The organism is Paenibacillus macerans, assembly GCF_050565405.1.
In the GTDB taxonomy this organism is placed as follows: domain Bacteria; phylum Bacillota; class Bacilli; order Paenibacillales; family Paenibacillaceae; genus Fontibacillus; species Fontibacillus macerans_B.
In genome coordinates, this window is sequence record NZ_JBNYYG010000071.1 from 1 (window position 1) to 17,746 (window position 17,746).

At 54.9% G+C, this 17,746-nt stretch carries 10 protein-coding genes; 5 read left to right on the forward strand and 5 right to left on the reverse strand.

All coding sequences use genetic code 11. The annotated features are described in order from the left end of the window. Positions 1-675: 675 nt before the first annotated feature. From ACQ4N8_RS25210 to ACQ4N8_RS25225, 4 genes are all read right to left on the reverse strand, one after another. Positions 676-3,000 carry a glycoside hydrolase family 65 protein gene (locus tag ACQ4N8_RS25210; RefSeq protein WP_430707110.1) on the reverse strand — a complete coding sequence of 775 codons (2,325 nt, stop codon included), beginning with the start codon at positions 2,998-3,000 and terminating at the stop codon, positions 676-678. 118 nt (positions 3,001-3,118) lie between these two features. Next, positions 3,119-3,778: a beta-phosphoglucomutase gene (gene pgmB / locus ACQ4N8_RS25215; protein WP_430707111.1), complete on the reverse strand. Its 660-nt coding sequence runs from the start codon at positions 3,776-3,778 to the stop codon at positions 3,119-3,121. A gap of 100 nt (positions 3,779-3,878) precedes the next feature. Then, positions 3,879-4,913: a LacI family DNA-binding transcriptional regulator gene (locus tag ACQ4N8_RS25220; protein ID WP_430707112.1), complete on the reverse strand. Its 1,035-nt coding sequence runs from the start codon at positions 4,911-4,913 to the stop codon at positions 3,879-3,881. A gap of 375 nt (positions 4,914-5,288) precedes the next feature. After that, the gene (locus tag ACQ4N8_RS25225; RefSeq protein WP_430707113.1) at positions 5,289-7,031 is read right to left on the reverse strand and encodes an alpha-glycosidase; all 1,743 of its coding nucleotides are present in this window, start codon (positions 7,029-7,031) and stop codon (positions 5,289-5,291) included. A 675-nt stretch (positions 7,032-7,706) separates the two neighbouring features. Here ACQ4N8_RS25225 and ACQ4N8_RS25230 point away from each other — a divergent pair. From ACQ4N8_RS25230 to ACQ4N8_RS25245, 4 genes are all read left to right on the forward strand, one after another. Next, positions 7,707-9,029 (forward strand): sugar ABC transporter substrate-binding protein, encoded by a 1,323-nt coding sequence (locus tag ACQ4N8_RS25230; protein WP_430707114.1) that lies wholly within the window; start codon positions 7,707-7,709, stop codon positions 9,027-9,029. A gap of 97 nt (positions 9,030-9,126) precedes the next feature. Further along, positions 9,127-10,431, forward strand: coding sequence for a carbohydrate ABC transporter permease (locus tag ACQ4N8_RS25235; RefSeq protein WP_430707115.1), 1,305 nt, complete (start codon positions 9,127-9,129; stop codon positions 10,429-10,431). Next, positions 10,428-11,273 (forward strand): sugar ABC transporter permease, encoded by an 846-nt coding sequence (locus tag ACQ4N8_RS25240; RefSeq protein ID WP_430707116.1) that lies wholly within the window; start codon positions 10,428-10,430, stop codon positions 11,271-11,273. The genes ACQ4N8_RS25235 and ACQ4N8_RS25240 overlap by 4 nt, the downstream gene beginning before the upstream one ends. 455 nt (positions 11,274-11,728) lie before the next feature. Beyond that, on the forward strand, positions 11,729-13,801 hold the full coding sequence (locus ACQ4N8_RS25245) for a methyl-accepting chemotaxis protein (protein WP_430707117.1): 2,073 nt from the start codon (positions 11,729-11,731) through the stop codon (positions 13,799-13,801). Between the two features lie 342 nt (positions 13,802-14,143). On the opposite strand, the gene ACQ4N8_RS25250 is transcribed toward ACQ4N8_RS25245, so the two are convergent. Further along, positions 14,144-15,862 carry an alpha-amylase family glycosyl hydrolase gene (locus tag ACQ4N8_RS25250; protein ID WP_430707118.1) on the reverse strand — a complete coding sequence of 573 codons (1,719 nt, stop codon included), beginning with the start codon at positions 15,860-15,862 and terminating at the stop codon, positions 14,144-14,146. A 340-nt stretch (positions 15,863-16,202) separates the two neighbouring features. Between ACQ4N8_RS25250 and ACQ4N8_RS25255 the strand changes: the two genes are divergently transcribed. Further along, positions 16,203-17,573, forward strand: coding sequence for an MATE family efflux transporter (locus tag ACQ4N8_RS25255; protein WP_430707119.1), 1,371 nt, complete (start codon positions 16,203-16,205; stop codon positions 17,571-17,573). The last annotated feature ends 173 nt before the right edge of the window (positions 17,574-17,746 follow it).

Genomic DNA, 17,746 nt, shown 5'->3' on the forward strand with positions numbered 1-17,746 from the left:
TGGTGGGGGAGGAGGCCTCCTCCCCCACCACCACATCCTCCTGATGGATGTTTCTACTGGTTTACACAAACTTCTTGACGCTACCGCACATGGTAGTATGTAAGTTTATGTGTTCATACGGGGGGGGGGGACGTGGCAGCAGCGGAAGTGTGTAGCATTAGTGGGAGTGTGAGCGCAGTAGTTGGCGGCAGGGAGGGGGCGTGGCGATAGGAAGGTGTGTTGCAGCAGGGAAGGTACGTGGCAGCAGCGGAAGTGTATGTAGTAGGAGGCACATGGTAACAGGGAAGGTACGTGGCGGTAGGATTCATTGTGGCATGGTAGTGTGTGGCTACGGCGGAATGAATGTGGCAGTAGGAGGTTCGCGGCAGCAGGGAGGCATGTGTAGGAGTGAGGCACTTGGCAGCTGGGGAATTGGTCTGTGTGCTCGGGTGCCACTCGCCGCGCTACCCCGAACCGCGCCGCTCTGCGGAGGTACCGCCCGCCGCCGGCAGCTTGCATGCACCACCGCCTACCCCGAGCCACCCCGCACCGCATTGCTCTGCGGAGGTACCGCGCCGCCGCCGGCCCCCCGCGCTGCCTCCCGCGACGCCTTGCCTGTGCGCCGCGCCCTCGCACGCAAAAAAGCCGTTCACCGCGTCAAACCGCCGCGGGAACAGCTTTTTTTGTCACCCGGCCTCAGCCCAGCAGCGAAGCCGCCGAGCGCTGCGCCTTGACTTCGCTCAAAGCGCCGACCGTATAGCTCTGGTCGTAGATCCGGATCGCCGCCGGCGTCTCCGTTTCGTTCGCGACGATGATGCTGTCCTCGGTGACGTTAACCTGCAAGCGGGAGCCGCGGAACATCACCTTGAACGAGAAGGACGTCCAGTGCGACGGAATGAACGGACGCAGCACCAGCTCGCCGTCATGGGCGCGCAGGCCGCCGAAGCCTTGCACGATCGCCATCCACGTCCCGGCCATGCTGGTCGTATGGCAGCCGTCTTCGGTGTCGTTGTTGTAGTTGTCGAGGTCGAGCCGGGCCGTGCGCAGGTACATCTCGTACGCCTTCTCCTGATAGCCGAGCTCGCAGGCGATGATCGCGTGCACGCAAGGGGAGAGGGACGATTCGTGCACGGTCATCGGCTCGTAGAAGTCGAAGTTGCGTTTCTTCGTCTCCAGGTCGTAACGGTCGCCGAGGAAATACAAGCCTTGCAGCACGTCGGCCTGCTTGATGAAGCAGGAGCGCAAAATGCGGTCCCACGACCAATTCTGGTTGATCGGGAGGTTCCCGGGGGCCAGATCCTTGACGGCGATCAGCTCCTTGTCGAGGAAGCCGTCCTGCTGCAGGAACACGCCGCGTTCCTCATCGTACGGATAATACATGTTGCCGATGATATGCCGCCATTGCTTCGTTTCCTCGTCCTGCAGCTTCAGCTTGTCGACCAAAGCCGCATAATGCGCAGGATCCTGCTCTTTCAGCTCGCCCAGCACTTTCAGCGTATATTCCAGCGTCCAGGCGGCGATCCGGTTCGTGTACCAGTTGTTGTTGACGTTGTTCTCATACTCGTTGGGACCGGTGACGCCAAGCATGACGTATTTGCCCTTCGCGTTCGAGTAATTCACGCGCTCCTCCCAGAAACGGGAGATTTCCACCAGCACCTCCAGGCCGTATTCGCCGAGATATGATTTATCGCCTGTATAATTGACATAATTAAAAATAGCATAAGCAATCGCGCCGTTCCGATGGATTTCTTCAAACGTGATTTCCCATTCGTTGTGGCATTCTTCGCCGTTCATCGTCACCATCGGATACAGCGCCCCCTTGGAGAAGCCGAGCTTGCGGGCGTTTTCCTTGGCTTTCTCGAGATGCTTGTAGCGGTAGATCAGCAGGTTGCGGGCAATGTCCGATTCGGCCGTGCTGAGGTAGAACGGCACGCAATACGCTTCCGTATCCCAGTAGGTGCTGCCGCCGTATTTTTCCCCGGTGAAGCCCTTCGGTCCGATGTTGAGCCGATCGTCGTCGCCGCTGTAGGTCTGGTTCAACTGGAAAATATTAAAGCGGATCGCCTGCTGCGCCGATACGTCGCCGTCGATGATAATATCGCTCATCTTCCATTTCTCCGCCCAGGCTTCGGCCTGCTCGCGTTGCAATGCGTCGAATCCGGCTTCCATGGCGGCCTGAAGCTTCCCTGTGCCGGCTTCCACCAGCTGGCCCAGTCCATGATCGCGGGAGGTCACGTTAGCCACGTATTTGAACAGCGTCACCGTTTCGCCTTGACCGGCGTCTACCCCGACTTCGGCGGAGACGAATTTCTCCTGCTCGTGGAAGGCGGGCGCAAGCTGCAGCCGCTGCCCGTTTTTGACGACGTCGAACGCCATCACGGACGTCATGTGGAAATCCAGCTTTTTCGTTTTGACGGTCAGGAAAGACGATTCTGCGCCGGTCGCCTTTTCGACCTCCAGCCAAAACTTCTCTTCATAGTTGGAGTCCTTGTTCTTCACGTCGCCGTCGAGGTAAGGCGCAAAACGCAGCTCTCCCCCGAAGTTGAGCGGCGTCACCGCATAGCGGATCGCCCCGATTTCGTGGCGCACGATGCTGACGAAGCGCAGCGCCTCCACGGCCAGCTCTTTCCCGTCCGGAAGCACGGCGGTGAAGCGGCGGGACAGGGTACCTTCCTTCATGTTGAGCTCGCGCACGAAATCCTTCACTTGGCACGTGGCCAAGTCCAGCGCCGCACCGTCCACGAACACATGGATCCCGATCCAGTTGGTGCTGTTCAGCACTTTGGCGAAATACTCGGGATATCCGTTTTTCCACCAGCCTACGCGCGTTTTGTCCGGGTAGTACACGCCAGCCATATAGCTGCCTTGCAGGGACGGACCGCTGTACTGCTCCTCGAAGTTGGCCCGCTGTCCCATATAGCCGTTGCCGATGCTGAAAATGCTTTCAGAAATTTCATGATTAACGGGATTAAAAGACTCTTCAATAATGGACCAGGGATCCATTTTCAAATATTGTTTCACTATAACCGGCTCCTTTGGGTAAATCTAATATAGTAGTGTATGAAAAAAAGAAGCAGTGCTATTCGTCGCCGCAAATCCCCGGGAGGGCCGCATCGGCGGTACGGGGGCGGACGAAAGATCAGGCAACCCCTAGCTCGTGAAGCATGGGGATCGACATGTCCCCGAGCGAAGGAACGATCAGGTCGGAAGCGCCGAGGGCGTCCGGCGAACCGATGCCTATGCAGCGCATGCCGGCGCGGCGCGCCGCCTCGATGCCGGCTTCGGCGTCCTCAAAGACGACGCAGGCTTCCGGAGCAACGCCCAGCTCTTCCGCTCCCAGCAGGAACACTTCGGGATCGGGTTTGGCGCTGGCCGTGCGGGTCCCGTCGATGATCGCGTCGAAATACGGCGCGAGTCCCGTGTTCCGCAAAATCATCGGCGCATTTTTGCTGGCCGACCCCAAGGCGGTTTTCAGGCCCGCTTCCCGGCACTGCCGAAGGAACTCGAGCGCGCCAGGCAAAATTTCCGAAGCATCCATCTGCGAGATGCATTCCACGTACCAATTGTTTTTGCGTTCGGCCAGTTCCTGCTTTGCGGCTTCATCCAAATCCAGTCCGCCGACCTGCAGCAAAATATCCAGCGAAGCCATGCGGCTTACGCCTTTGAGTTTCTCGTTGTCCTGCTCGGTGAACTCGAAGCCAAGCTCCGCGGCCAGCCGTTTCCAGGCCAGGTAATGATACTTGGCGGTATCGACGAGCACGCCGTCCAGATCGAATAAACAAGCCTTGATGGAACTCATGATTTCACTCCTCCTCAATAGCGCAAACGTTTGAACAAACGGCGAAAAATAAAAGAAGCATCAGCTTCCGTTATTTTTGCCTTCCGCAAGGCGGCTGCGTTTATTTCTTGGGCACCGAATACATGGAAGAATCGCGGACCATCAGCCGGTGCGGAATGATTTGCCGTTTGGGGTATACCTTGTCGGTGCTGGTTTGCACCGATTGGATCAACACTTGCGATGCGGCGTAGCCCAAATTATAAATGCCGATATCCATGCTGCTGAGCGGGGGCGTCGAGAGCTCCGCCAGCGGGATGTTGTTGAAGCTGACCAGGCAAAGGTCTTCGGGAACTTTATATTTCAGTACGTGCAAGCCGCGCAGCACGCCAAACGCTACGACGTCGTCGATCATGACGAGGGCCGTGGGACGGTCCGGAAGATTCATGAAAAACGACATTGCCCGATACCCGCTGTCCTGCAGAAACTCACCTTCGACAATCCATTCGGGCCAGCACTCCAGTCCTGAATCCTTGAGCGCATCCTGATATCCCTTCAACCGGTCCTTGGAAACGACGAGCTCCGGCGGTCCGCTGACGAACCCGATGCGCTCATGCCCCAAGGCGATCAAATGCTTCGTTGCGTCGTAGGACGCCTGAATATTATCGTTATCCACCGATAAAATATCAGGATATTGCTCGCTGCGCCCGATCAGCACGAACGGATGGCCGCCATCATGGAGGAAATCGATGACGGGATCGTCTTGCCGCGAATACAGCAAAATCACTCCGTCCACCCGGCGCCCGTTCAGCAGTCTAGAGACGCTTTCGACTTCTTCCTTCTCGTTGGCTCCGGAGCTGATGAGCACGTCGTACCCCAGGCGGCTGGCCTGCGTGACGATGCCGCGGATCAATTCCATGAAGAAAAAGTTGGAGAATAATTCCTCAGCGGACTTTGGCAGCATGATGCATATACTGTTTGTCGTTTTGGACACCAGGCTTTTCGCCATCATGTTCGGATGGTAGCCAAGCTGGTCCATAATGAGTTTCACTTTTCGCGAAGTTTCCGCGCTGATTCTGGGATGATTGGACAGCACCCGGGACACGGTAGAGGGCGATACTCCGGCCTTTTTGGCAACATCCTTAATGGTAACAGCCATAAAAAACCTCCTCTGTGGAACCGTTTGCTTTACACTGTAATATTAATCTAAAGATTTCGGAAAGTAAATAGATATTGCGGTGAAAAGCTCTCTCCGGGCGACGCATGCCGGCAAGATATCAACTGGGATCAGGCATCGAAGTGAAAAATCGACTCTGGTCCTCCGATCAAACCTATTCCGAGGAATAGGGACTTTGATTTAGGAAAAAAGAGATATCCGGAGAAAATAGCGGGAATTCTTGATGCGCAAACGTTTTACTTTAACTAAAAGGCCGGCCACCGACAACCCTGTCGGAAGACCGGCCCGATTACCTTCAAGGCTTGCCGGCGAGGCGGAGATGTCCGTACCCGTCCTACGGCAAAGCCATGCGCTTGCTTACGCCAACGTCAATACCGCGAATCCGTAAGCCGGAAGCTTGACGGCGAGTTTCCCGCCGGCGGTTTCGTAGGTTTGGCCGTTGAACGCGTCGCGCCAGGCCTGGCCTGCGGCCGGGACCTCGATGGTTTGTCCCGCATCGTAGTTGTTAAGCAGGACAAGCGTTTTTTCGCCGTCGAGTTCGCGTTCGTAAGCCAGTTTGGAGCCTTCTTTCTCCGCCAGCAGGAACTTCAGGCTACCGGTACGGAGCGGCGCGAGCTGTTTGCGGACGGCGATCAGCTGCCCATAGAAAGCGAATAGCTCCTGGTCCTGACGCTCCGGATTCCATTCCATGCATTTGCGGCAATCGGGATCCTGTTCGCCGTCGAGGCCGATCTCGTCTCCATAGTATACGCAAGGCGTTCCGCTGTATGTAAACTGGAACAGGGCCGCCAGCTTCATTTTGGCTTTATTGCCTTCGCATAACGTCAACAACCGCGGCGTATCGTGGCTATCCAGCAGGTTGAAGGCCACCTCGCTCGCCTGCAGCGGATATCGGGACAATTGCTTGCCGATCGCGTTCGCGAACCCTTCGGCATCCAGCGTGCCGCGGACGACGAAGTCCAGCACGGCTTCGGTAAAAGGATAGTTCATGACGGCATCGAACTGGTCGCCTTGCAGCCAGCCCGACGATTCATGCCAAATTTCGCCGAGGATGTAGGCCTCCGGATTGGCCGCTTTGACCGTTTTGCGGAAATCCCGCCAGAATGCGTGATCCACCTCGTTCGCCACATCCAGCCGCCAGCCGTCGATTCCGACTTCCTTGATCCAGAATTCGGCCACCTTCAGCAAATATTCCTTTACCTCGGGATTCTCCGTGTTCAGCTTCGGCATCAGCGGTTCAAAAGCGAACGTATCGTACGTCGGAACCCCGTCTTTGACTTGCAGCGGATACTCGCGGACGTGGAACCAATCTTTATAGCGGGATTGCTCGCCTTTTTCCATCACGTCGACGAAGGGGGCGAAGGTTTTCCCGGAATGGTTGAACACCGCATCGAACAGCACGCGAATGCCCCGCTCATGGCAAGCGTTAACGAGCTTCTTGATCGTGGCGATATCGCCGAAATGCGGATCGATCTTCATATAGTCCGCCGTATCGTATTTATGGTTGGTCGTCGCTTCAAACACCGGGGTAAAATATAAGCCCGTGATCCCCAGCTTGCTCAAATGGTCGAGATGATCGATGACGCCCTGCAGGTCGCCGCCGAAAAAGTTGTCGCGCTCCGGCTTGCCGCCCCAGGTCTGCACGTTTTTCGGATCATTGCCCTTGTCGCCGTTCGCAAAACGTTCCGGAAAGATTTGATAAAAGACCGTATCCTTCACCCAAGCCGGCGGCGTAAACACGTCGACCGGGTTGATGAATGGAAACTCGAACAGCCGTTCCGGGCCGGCCGGGCGCTCTTTCGTAAATTCGCTTTCCGTCATCCAGATTTGTTCGCCGCCGGATTTCAGCAAAAAGCCGTATTTCGTCCGGCGCAGCGGCGGCCGGTAGGCGCACTCCCAATAATCGAACATTTCATCGCTGATCATCAGACGCATCGGGATCAGCTCTTTGCTTTGGTCCCACATGTATTTGTCCCCGACAAAAGCGAAGACCTCGGTGAGATCGTTCTTTTTGGCGCGCAGGCGCAGATGGATCGTTTGATTGTCGTAAGCATAAGACCAGTTCAGCTTCGGACGGTGATAGACCGCTTCAAGCAGCATAAAATTCCCCTCCTAAAAGTTTTGTGAGCAAAGCTTCGTTAGCACAACCTCGTACAAAACTGCATCGGAAGCATCGGCTTCGTCTTGTGGGCAAAGCTTCGTCGGCACAACCTCGCTTAAAACCGGCGGCGGAAGCAAAAAAAGCACACCCAGGCCGGGTAAAAACGGACCGAGGATGTACCTTTCGATAACAGCGCCTTCACGTTATTGAAGTGTGAAACAAAGCTAGTATTTGCCTCATTGATCCGGATTATAACATTGTTCAAACCATTGCACAAGACGGGGAGAAACGCATTTATCTGAGGAGTTGCGGTACAATTCGCCTTGAAGTCAAAGCGAAGAATTAGCCCTGACAGGTCAAGCGATTGTGCACAAAAGTGCAATGTAATATGGAGGATGAAGCAAGAGTGAATCAAGAAAATTTACGATTTTAAGAGTAAAAGAGAGAAATGAAGAGAAAAATAAGCATAAATAGCAAATTACTCGCTGTGCAAACGTTTTTACAACAACCTTGGCATGATGTATGATGATTTCGTGGATAAAGCGCTTTCGGGCAGGAGATACTGAAATCTTGACGATAGAGACCTAAATATCAAAATAGTTTCAGTTATTTTCTGAAAACGTTTGCGCAAGGCTTGGAACTATGTCTTTTATAAACTAGGAGGGGTTAGTATTATGAAGTCCAAAAAGATATTGACTTTGATCGCTGCGCTTTCGCTGGTAGTTTCGATTACGGCTTGCGGATCAAACAATAACGGCGGCAACAACGCCAATACGAACGCGCCGGCCAACCAAACCGAAAATACGGGGAATGCAGGCGCCGGCGAAAATGCTTCCGCTGAAGCCATCGTTCCGGAAGAAGGCGCCGAGCTGGTTGTTTGGGACAGTAAGGACGAAAGAGTATTTACCGACGAAATCGCTAAGCAATTTACCGAAAAATACGGCGTCAACGTGAAGATTGAGGAAGTGGCTCCCCCGGATCAAGTCGGTAAACTGACGCAGGACGGACCTTCCGGGCTGGCCGCGGACGTACTGATCGTTCCTCATGACCACTTGGGGAATGCGGCAACCTCGGGCCTCATTTTGGCAAATGACGTGTTTGCCGATGAAACGACGAAGAACAATACGGAAGCTTCGATCCAAGGCTCCACTTATGACGGCGTACTTTACGGCTATCCGAGAGCTGCTGAAACGATGGCCCTGTTCTACAATAAATCGATTCTTCCTGAAGCGCCGAAAGACTTCAAGGATGTTATCGAATTCAGCAAAACGTTCACGGATAAAGCAAAGAACAGATACGGCATCATGTGGGAAACCGGCAACATGTACTTTAACTATCCGTTTATTGCCAGCACCGGCGGTTACTTGTTCGGCGATAACGGAACGAACGCGGAAGACATCGGCCTGACCAGTGACGGCGCAATTGAAGGCCTGAAAGTATACCAAAGCCTGAAGGAAATTCTGCCGATCAACAGCGGCGACATCAACCCGGACATCAAGCGCAGCCTGTTTAACGAAGGCGACGTAGCGATGGATATCAACGGTCCTTGGGAACTTGCCGGCTACAAAGCCGCTCTCGGCGACAATCTGGGTCTGGCTCCATATCCTTCGGTTAATGGAAAAACAGCAATCACGTTCTCCGGGATCAAGGTTTGGGTCGTTAACTCCTTTACGAAATATCCTAACGCGGCTAAATTGTTCGCTAACTTCGCCTCTTCGAAAGACGCTCAGCTTCTGCTGAACGAAAAAGTCGGCGCGGTTCCTACGAACCTTGAAGCACTGGAATCCGACCAAATCAAAAACGATCCTTACGTATCGGCCTTTGCCGAGCAAGCCAAAAACTCGCAGCCAATGCCTTCCATTCCGGAAATGGCCAACGTATGGTCTCCTGTAAATGCGGCTCTGCCGGAAATCTGGAACAACAACGCAGATCCGAAAATGGCTATGGAAAATGCGGTTAAGCAAATTACCGAGTTGAACAGCGGGGCAGCCGAGTAAGTCAGAACTTACTTTCACCCAGTGAGGAAAGGTTGAGCCCGCCGCTTATAGCGGCGGGTCATCCTTAATTTCCCAAGGGAGAGGAGAAGGAAGGGAAATGGACCGACATCAACATCGGGATCGGGCAACGATTCTGTCGATACTGTGCATTGGACTTGGACAACTCTACAATCGTCAATATATCAAGGGGTTGCTGCTCGTCCTTCTTGAAGCTTTTAGCTTGACTTATTTCATCAACAATTTGGGCTATGCGGTTTGGGGTATCGTTACGCTCGGGGAAACGCCAAGAAAAGCGAGTAATATGAACGGAGGCTGGGATCATTCCATTTTTATCATGATCCAGAGCTTGATTACGCTGCTGTTTCTGGCCATTTTTATTATCGTTTACGTCATGAACGTTAGAGACGCCCGCAAAATCGGGCTGGAACGGGATAAAGGCAAGAAGCCGAACAATTTCAAGCAATCGGTTCGTTATGTATTGGATTACAAATTCGCTGTTGCTTTTTTGAGTATTCCCGCTATCGGGATTTTATTTTTTACCGTGATGCCGATCATCTTCATGATCATGCTCGCGTTTACCAACTATTCGGCGCCGAAGCACATCCCGCCGGCCATGCTGGTCGATTGGGTCGGATTCGGAACGTTTAAGAATTTGGTGGCGCTCAAAACCTGGAGCCATACCTTTTACGGCGTATTGACCTGGACGATCGTCTGGGCGGTGTTATCCACCGTGACGACTTATTTCGGCGGGCTGCTCGTCGCCTTGCTGATTAATCAGAAGGGCATTCGCTTCAAAGGGTTGTGGAGAACGATTTTGATTCTTCCTTACGCCATTCCGCAGCTGATTTCGCTGCTTGTCATGAGAAATATGTTCAACGGGCAGTTCGGTCCGATCAACCAGTACCTCGGTTATTTCGGGCTGGGCGGGCTGCCGTGGCTGACCGACCCGTTCTGGGCCAAGGTGACGGTTATCGTCGTTAATATGTGGGTCGGCATTCCGGTTTCCATGCTGTTGATCCTTGGCGTGTTGACTACGATACCAAAGGATCTGTACGAAGCGGCCGAGGTGGACGGCGCGACCGGATACCAGAAATTCAAGATCGTTACGCTGCCGATGATCCTGTTCACGACGGCGCCGACCTTGATTACGCAATTCGCCGGCAACATCAACAACTTCAACGCGATCTTCCTGCTGACGGGGGGCGACCCGGTCAAAGGGGATTACCAATACGCCGGGGCCACGGACCTATTGGTCACCTGGCTGTACAAACTGACGTTGAACCAGAACAAATACAATATGGCCTCTGCCATCGGGATCATCATTTTCGTGATTATCGCCTCGTTCTCGATCTACAATTACCGCAGAACCAAGTCGTTTAAAGAGGAGGATATGATCCAATGAGCGGACGGAAAATTCGAAATGCGATTCGGCTCGGCGCCAGCTACGTGATGCTCGTTTTGCTGTGTATTGCCGCGGTATACCCTGCGCTTTGGGTCGTCTTCGGTTCTTTGCGGCCGGGCAAATCGCTGTATAGCAAGACGCTGATTCCGGAGAAGTTTACGTTTGACCATTATACGGAACTGTTTACCTCGAAAACATATCTGTTCGGCACCTGGTACCTGAATACGCTGAAAATTGCCGTATGTTCGATGGTGCTGGGCGTTCTGCTGACGCTTCTGACCAGCTACGCGGTCTCCCGGTTCCGGTTCCGCGGGCGCAAAACGGCGTTGTCGGGCTTGCTCGTGCTGGGCATGTTCCCGGGCTTCATGAGCATGATCGCCATTTACCTGCTGCTGCGGGAGCTGCAGTTGCTCGATACGCATCTGGCGCTCATCATCGTATACGCGGCGGGTGCGCCCCTCGGCGGCACGTTTATCGCTAAGGGCTTCCTCGATACGATTCCCCGCTCGCTGGACGAAGCGGCGCGGATCGACGGCGCCAGCAACTTCCTGATTTTCCGGCGCATTATTTTGCCGCTGTCCAAGCCGATGCTTACGTATATGGCGTTGACCCAGTTCGTCGGTCCATGGGTCGACTTCATCTTTGCGCGGCTGGTGCTGCGGACGAAGGAGAACTGGACGTTGGCCGTAGGCATGTGGGATATGGTAAGCAGCAACCAGAACACCAACTTTACGCTGTTTGCCGCCGGGGCCGTGCTGATCGCCCTGCCGATCACGATCCTGTTCATGTTTCTGCAGCGGCTGCTCGTGGACGGCTTAACCTCAGGCGCCAGCAAAGGATAACGCAGCAAGCAGACGAAAGACACCTGGGTATAGCCTCAGTATTTGCTGAGCTATACCCTTTTTTTAGATATCAGACTTCCATGCCGTCAGTGCTTTGTATGATTTTTCGTACAAAGTCCCTGCGGCCGACCGTTACACGAGTACTTTGTACGATTTTTCATACAAAACCCTTGCAACAGGCCGGTACGCGAATACTTTTGTACGGTTTTTCGTATAAACTCTCTGCAGTTGGTCGATACGCGAGAGATTTTGTGCGATTTTTCGTACAAAATCTCTGTATGGTCACTCGCACGCACCAATGCACTGAGCCGGTAAGGCGAAGACGATGAACTAAACTAGGTAGTCGCTTTGCGACAACTACTTATCTGCACCAGGGTACATTAAAGCTTATTTGCAGATTTCAAGCTGCGGAAATATAAATACATACAATTTCAAAAACAAAAGGGGATACGGCCATGAGGCTTCGTAAACGGTTACAGTGGAATTCGGTGGGCATGAAATTGTTCGTAATCGTATTTGCGGCGGTCGTCGCCCTGTCGGCGGTGCTCGGATTCAGCTCTTACAGGGCATCGCGGGAGATCATTCGCGAGCAGGTGGCTTCCGCTTCCGCCCAGGCGGTGGAACAGGCGGCGGACAAGCTTGATTTCCTGTTCGCCCAGTATGAGTCCTCTTCGCGGCAACTGGCCGTCGACCAGACGCTGCGGAGCGATCTGGAGGCGGTAAACCAGCCGGGGATCGGGACGATCGCCAAAACGCAGGCCGAAGACCGGATTCGCAAAAAGCTAGACGCATTAAAGGGGGCGGATGAGCGTCTGCAAGGGGTAAGACTGGTCGCCAAAGGCTTGGAGGACGTGAAATCATACAAGTCCTCGGGGGTGAGCTCGGTTCGCAAGGACGAAGCGGTGGAAGGCCGGGTCAAAACGGTATTGGAGGCGGAGGGCGAGCCCGTCTGGTTTCCGGCGCTGCAACAAGGCTTCTTCGGCGCCTATACCGAGCCGACGGTCACGATGGGGCGGCTGCTGCGGAATATGAATCATCCGGAGGCGGAGTACATCCTGCTGTTCGAGATCAAAGCGAAGCCGCTGGGCGATATGTTGGGCAACTTGCGGATCGGAAAGGCCGGCCAGGTACGGGTGCTGACCGCGGATAATCGCATCGTCCAAGCCCCGGACAGCGCCCTGTTGGAGACGGAGTCCGCGATCAAGGTGAATCCGGAGCTGGCGGAGAGCGGGGAAACCTCGTTCCAGGCGGAGGATGAGCGGGGGATCAAACAGCTGGCCGTTTACCGGACGCTGAAAACGGTCGATTGGCGCATTGTCGGGTACGCTCCGGAAAGCGATTTTTTGAGCGCGGCCGACCGTCTGCTGGTGGTTACGCTGTTCGTACTCTTAGGCGCTTTGGTCGTGGCGGTGCTCATCGGTTATTTGCTGGTCCGCATGGTCGGCCGGCCCTTGGAGAAGCTGTGCCGGCTGATGGAGGAAGGCGAGCGCGGGAATTTGCAGGTGCGTACGCATTTCAAAGGGCGCGACGAAATCGGCCGGCTGGGGCACGGTTTCAATCGGATGCTGGAGCAGATTTCCCGGCTGGTGGAACGTACGAACCTGTCGGCGGAGGAACTGCTGGCCACGGCGGAGAACCTGACGAGGGCCTCGCGCGACACGTCGCAAACCACCGGGGAGATCGCTCAAGCGACCGGCGAAATCGCGGCCGGGGCCGAAAGCCTGGCCTCCGAAGCGGAGAAGGGGGCCGAGACGGCCGAGCGGATCGGCGATCAAATGGGCCGGGTGGCCAGCCTGAACGCGGCGATGGACGAATCGGCAGGCAGGGTCATCGCCGTCAGCCAAAAAGGAGAAGCGTACATGGAGCAGTTGGTGGAAAAAAACAAATCGGTCTCGCGGATAACGGAGCTGCTCGAGGAAAATTCGGACAAGCTGAGCCGGAGCACCCGCTCGATCCGTTTAATTTTAGCCCCGATGGTGGAGATGACGAAGCAGACGAACATTTTGTCATTGAACGCTTCGATCGAAGCGTCCCGCGCCGGTGCCGCCGGCAAAGGTTTTATGGTTATCGCCGGAGAAATCCGCGAGTTGGCCGCCGCGTCGGGTGCGTCGATCCAAACGGTATCGGCGATCACCGAGGAGATTCAGGAGGCGATCGGGCAAACCGTCGACGTCCTGATGGGCATTTCGCCGCTGTTTGCCTCACAGACGAAGGCGGTGAAGGAGGCGGCCGGCATCTTCCAAAACGTGAAGCGGGAGATGGAGCATTTTATGGCGGAGATCCGGGAATCGACGGCTTCCGTTCGGGACCTGCTACATTCTCAAACGGTACTGCGGGACTTTGTCGACACTGTCGGCACCGTCGTGGAGCAAACCCATGCCTCCACCCAGGAGGTTGCCTCGATGTCCCAGGAGCAGCACCGGGTCAGCGCCGGTTTGGTCGGCTTGTCGGGCCGGCTGGAAGAGCTTGCCGCGCAGTTGCAGCGGTCGCTTAGCGCGTTTCAGGGGGACGAAGCCGTAACCCGGTGACGGCAGTCCGTGGATTAATAAACAAGACGCTCCGGCGAACAGGATGCCTAGCGGCCTCCCGGTTTGCCGGAGCGTTTTTTTACCCAAGCTTATGCAGTTCATGTTAGCAACGGACCGTAGAGGCGTTATTTGCCCAGAAACCGGGCCTGAACAATTGTAACGGACTCCATGGACCTTATTCGCTGAAAAACTGCCACAAATGCCTTCTCCGGAGCCGAATAACGTCATCTCGGTCCGTTACAGCGGGATATGAGCAAATAGCGTCATTACGATCCGTTACGGTAGCAACAAACTGTGGGAGTAAAGAATAACGCAGCGGTGACCGCTTACGGCAAGCGGTTGTTATTCCAGAATCACCGTCGTATATGCCGGCAATGCCAGCGTATTCCCGTTTAGAACCGCGCCTTCGTTCGTGGCGGCCGCAATTGTCGCGAAATCTTCCTGATTCGCGCCGGCTTCCAGCGAAGCCGTTAGCTCGCCGCCGGTCAGATTATGGACGACCAGCACCGCCTGGTGCCCGGTCATCCGGACGTAAGCCGTCACTCCGGGCCGGTTCGTGGCGTATTCCTGAATCGCTCCATCCTTAAGGGCCGGGATGTCGTTTCGCATCCGGATCAGCCGGCGGTAATGGGACAGCAAGGAGGCGGGATCGCCGGTTTGCTCGCTGACGCTGAGAGTTTTTTGCCCAGCATTGTTCGTCGCCGCTTCCCAGGTCGTTTGCCCGGCGCCGTCCTCCGGCGTCCACCGCATCGGCTCGCGGATATGCTCATCCGGTTTCACGCCCCGCATGCCGATCTCTTCGCCGTAATAGATGAACGGATTGCCGGGCAACGTCAGGAGCAGGCTCGCCGCCATCTTCGCGTGCGGAACGTCTCCCTCCAATTGGCTCATGACGCGGTTCTGGTCATGGTTGGTCAGGAAGGTGGCGTCGACGAACCGGCCGCCCGATTTCTCGCCGTACAACCGATAGGAGCGTTCCAGCGTAAAGGCGAGGTTCGCGTCCTTTTCCTTCTTCACGCTTTGGACGATCGTTTCGGCCAGGCTGAAATTGAACCCGGAGTCGAGCGCCCCGTCCAGATAGGAGGAGATCAATGTAGCGGATGGATCCCAAACCTCCCCGACGAGGTAAACGTCCGGATTGACTTCGTTTAGGCCGCTGCGGAACTCCTGCCACCAGGCGACGTTTTTGGCGGTCGTCTCCGGGCTTTTGTCGGTTTGCAGATCCTCGTAAATATGCTTCGCGGCGTCCAGCCGGAAGCCGTCCACGCCCTGCTCCAGCCAAAAGCGGCCGATCGCCTTCATCTCGTCCCGGACCTCCGGGTTATCGAAGTTCAGATCGGGCATGCCGTCCCAGAAGATGCCCAGGTAATGGTCGCCCCGCAGGGAGTGCCAAGGGCTGCCGCTGCCGGCGGCGCTGGTGCCTGATGTCTTTCTGCCGGAATCCTCGGCCCAGACGTACCAGTCGCGATATTGGCCGTCCGGGTTGGAAGCCGACTCGATGAACCAGGGATGCTCTTTGCTGGTATGGTTGACGACTAAATCCATAATGACCTTGATGCCGCGCTTGTGCGCTTCGTCCAGAAATACGCGAAAGTCGTCCAGCGTGCCGTAATCCGGGTTGATCTGCCGGTAGTCGGTCACGTCATAGCCGTGATAGCTGGGGGAGGGTTGGATCGGCATGAGCCAGATGCCGCCAACGCCAAGATCGCCGTCCGTATCGGGATTACCGTCGTTCAAATAATCGAGCTGACGGGTCAGTCCTTTGAAGTCACCGATCCCGTCTCCGTTCGAATCATAAAAAGAGCGGACGAAGACTTCGTAAAATACCGTCGAGGGCTGAGTATCTACGGCAACGGCCGCAGTTATCCCTCCGTTGGCGGCTGCGCCGCCGTCCGTATCGGCAGATTGCCGGGCAGCGTTTTCGGCGGGGGTCTTCGCTCCAGTCCCCGTCCCCGAATTGCCCGGCGTTCCGGTGCAGCCTGCTAGCAGCAGAAGAACCAGGATAGCGCTTCCAAGTTGCTGCAGCCGCCTATGCCTAGGCAAAGAGCTTATCGTTTGCATTGATCATCATCCTTTTCCAAAAGATCCTCTATTCCATCATCATACCCGACTAATCGCTAAATTTAAAACGTTTGCACAAATAAATACAAGGAAATATCGGCGTTTATTTATCTGATCATGCATTTATCTTTGATTATCTAGTCCGCACTTCGTATTTCTTTGATTTAATGGTCAAAAGGCAGAAGGTAACTCGCACCTTGGACTATATTTATCATAAATTAATCTGATTTTGAAAAATAATCGTAATTATTTTAAGTGCAAACGTTTTAATTATCCTGATTCTAGGATATGATCAGGTTAGATTTTCCATTCAAGTATTCGAGTAAAGGTGGATGGCGGAATGAGGGAGCCCGGACAAAAGCTATCGTTATTTGCGTTAACCTGGCCGATTTTTATCGAAATGCTGCTGGGCATGCTGATGGGGAACATCGACACGTTCATGCTCAGTCATTACTCCGATCGGGCCGTTGCCGCCGTTGGGGTAGCCAATCAGATCGCGTTTTTCGTCAATCTGATGTTTAATGTGGTATCCGCCGGGACCAGCATTATGATTGCGCAGTATTTGGGGGCCAAGCGGGAACGGTCCGCAGCCGAAGTGGCCGTCGTGGCCATCGCGCTGAATTTGCTGTTCGGCCTGGCCATCAGCCTGCAGCTGTATGCGGGAGGGCCGACTTTTTTTCGCTGGATGAATCTGCCCGCGGAGCTCGTGCCGGAGGCTTCGGCCTATTTGAGAATTACCGGAGGGTTCGTGTTTATCGAGGCGGTGAGATTAACGTTGTCGACGATCATCCGCAGCTACGGTTTAACCCGGTTGACGATGTATGTCACCATGGGGATGAACGTCATCAATTTAGCAGGGAATTACGCGGTATTGTATGGGTCATTCAGCGCCCCTTTTTCCGGTGTTTCCGGGGTGGCCTGGTCCACGTTGAGCGCGCGGATCGCGGGTTTGCTGTTCCTTGCCGTAATGCTGGCGCTCAAAACGGATTTTGTTTGGAATTGGAGGGTGCTTCGGCCTAACGCCATTAGGGGTTACGCGGGAGGATTGTTCAAGATCGGGGTACCGACGGCGGGAGAGAGCTTTTTGTCCACGATGGCGCAGCTTTGCATCACCTCGTTTATCGCGATATTGGGCACGCAGGCGCTGTCCGCCAAAATTTACGCGCAAAATATCGGCATGTTCAACAACCTGTTTACGTTGTCTTTGGCGCTGGCAACCGAAATCGTCATCGGCCGGATGATCGGGGGCAAGCTGTATGACAAGGCATATGCGGAAGGGAGAAGGTACGTTCGGACGGCCGCGCTGGTATCTGCCGGTTCCTCGCTGTTGATCGCTCTGGCTTCGGGATTCCTGATCGGCCTGTTCACCAAGGATCCGGACATCATCCGCCAGGGTGTTTATCTGCTATGGCTGGCGGTACTGCTGGAGACCGGCCGGGCAGGCAATTTGATCCTGATCAACGCCCTGCGGGCGACGGGGGACGTCAAAAAGCCGGTCTACATTACGGTGGCGTCGGTTTGGCTGATTAGCGTATCGTTGGCTTATGTGCTGGGCATATGGCTGGAATGGGGAATGGTGGGGGTATATGTGGCCTTTGTCTGCGACGAGTGGCTCAAAACATGGCTGCTGCGCCGCCGCTGGAAATCAAGACGTTGGGAAGGCATTGAGCTGATGCACGGGGATCGGGCTGTGGGGCATAGTCCGTTTTGATCCTTCATGCCCGCCCTGAAATAACCGTTGCGAAAACATGACGTCCTTCGTCAAAAATTAATCCTATCAAATTACTCGTATTTATGATAATATACGTTTTGTAGTTCGGAGCCGGGCAGTTCGCCGTCGGTGGCGGACACGGAATCATGTACAATTTTTCAGGGGGAGATGCA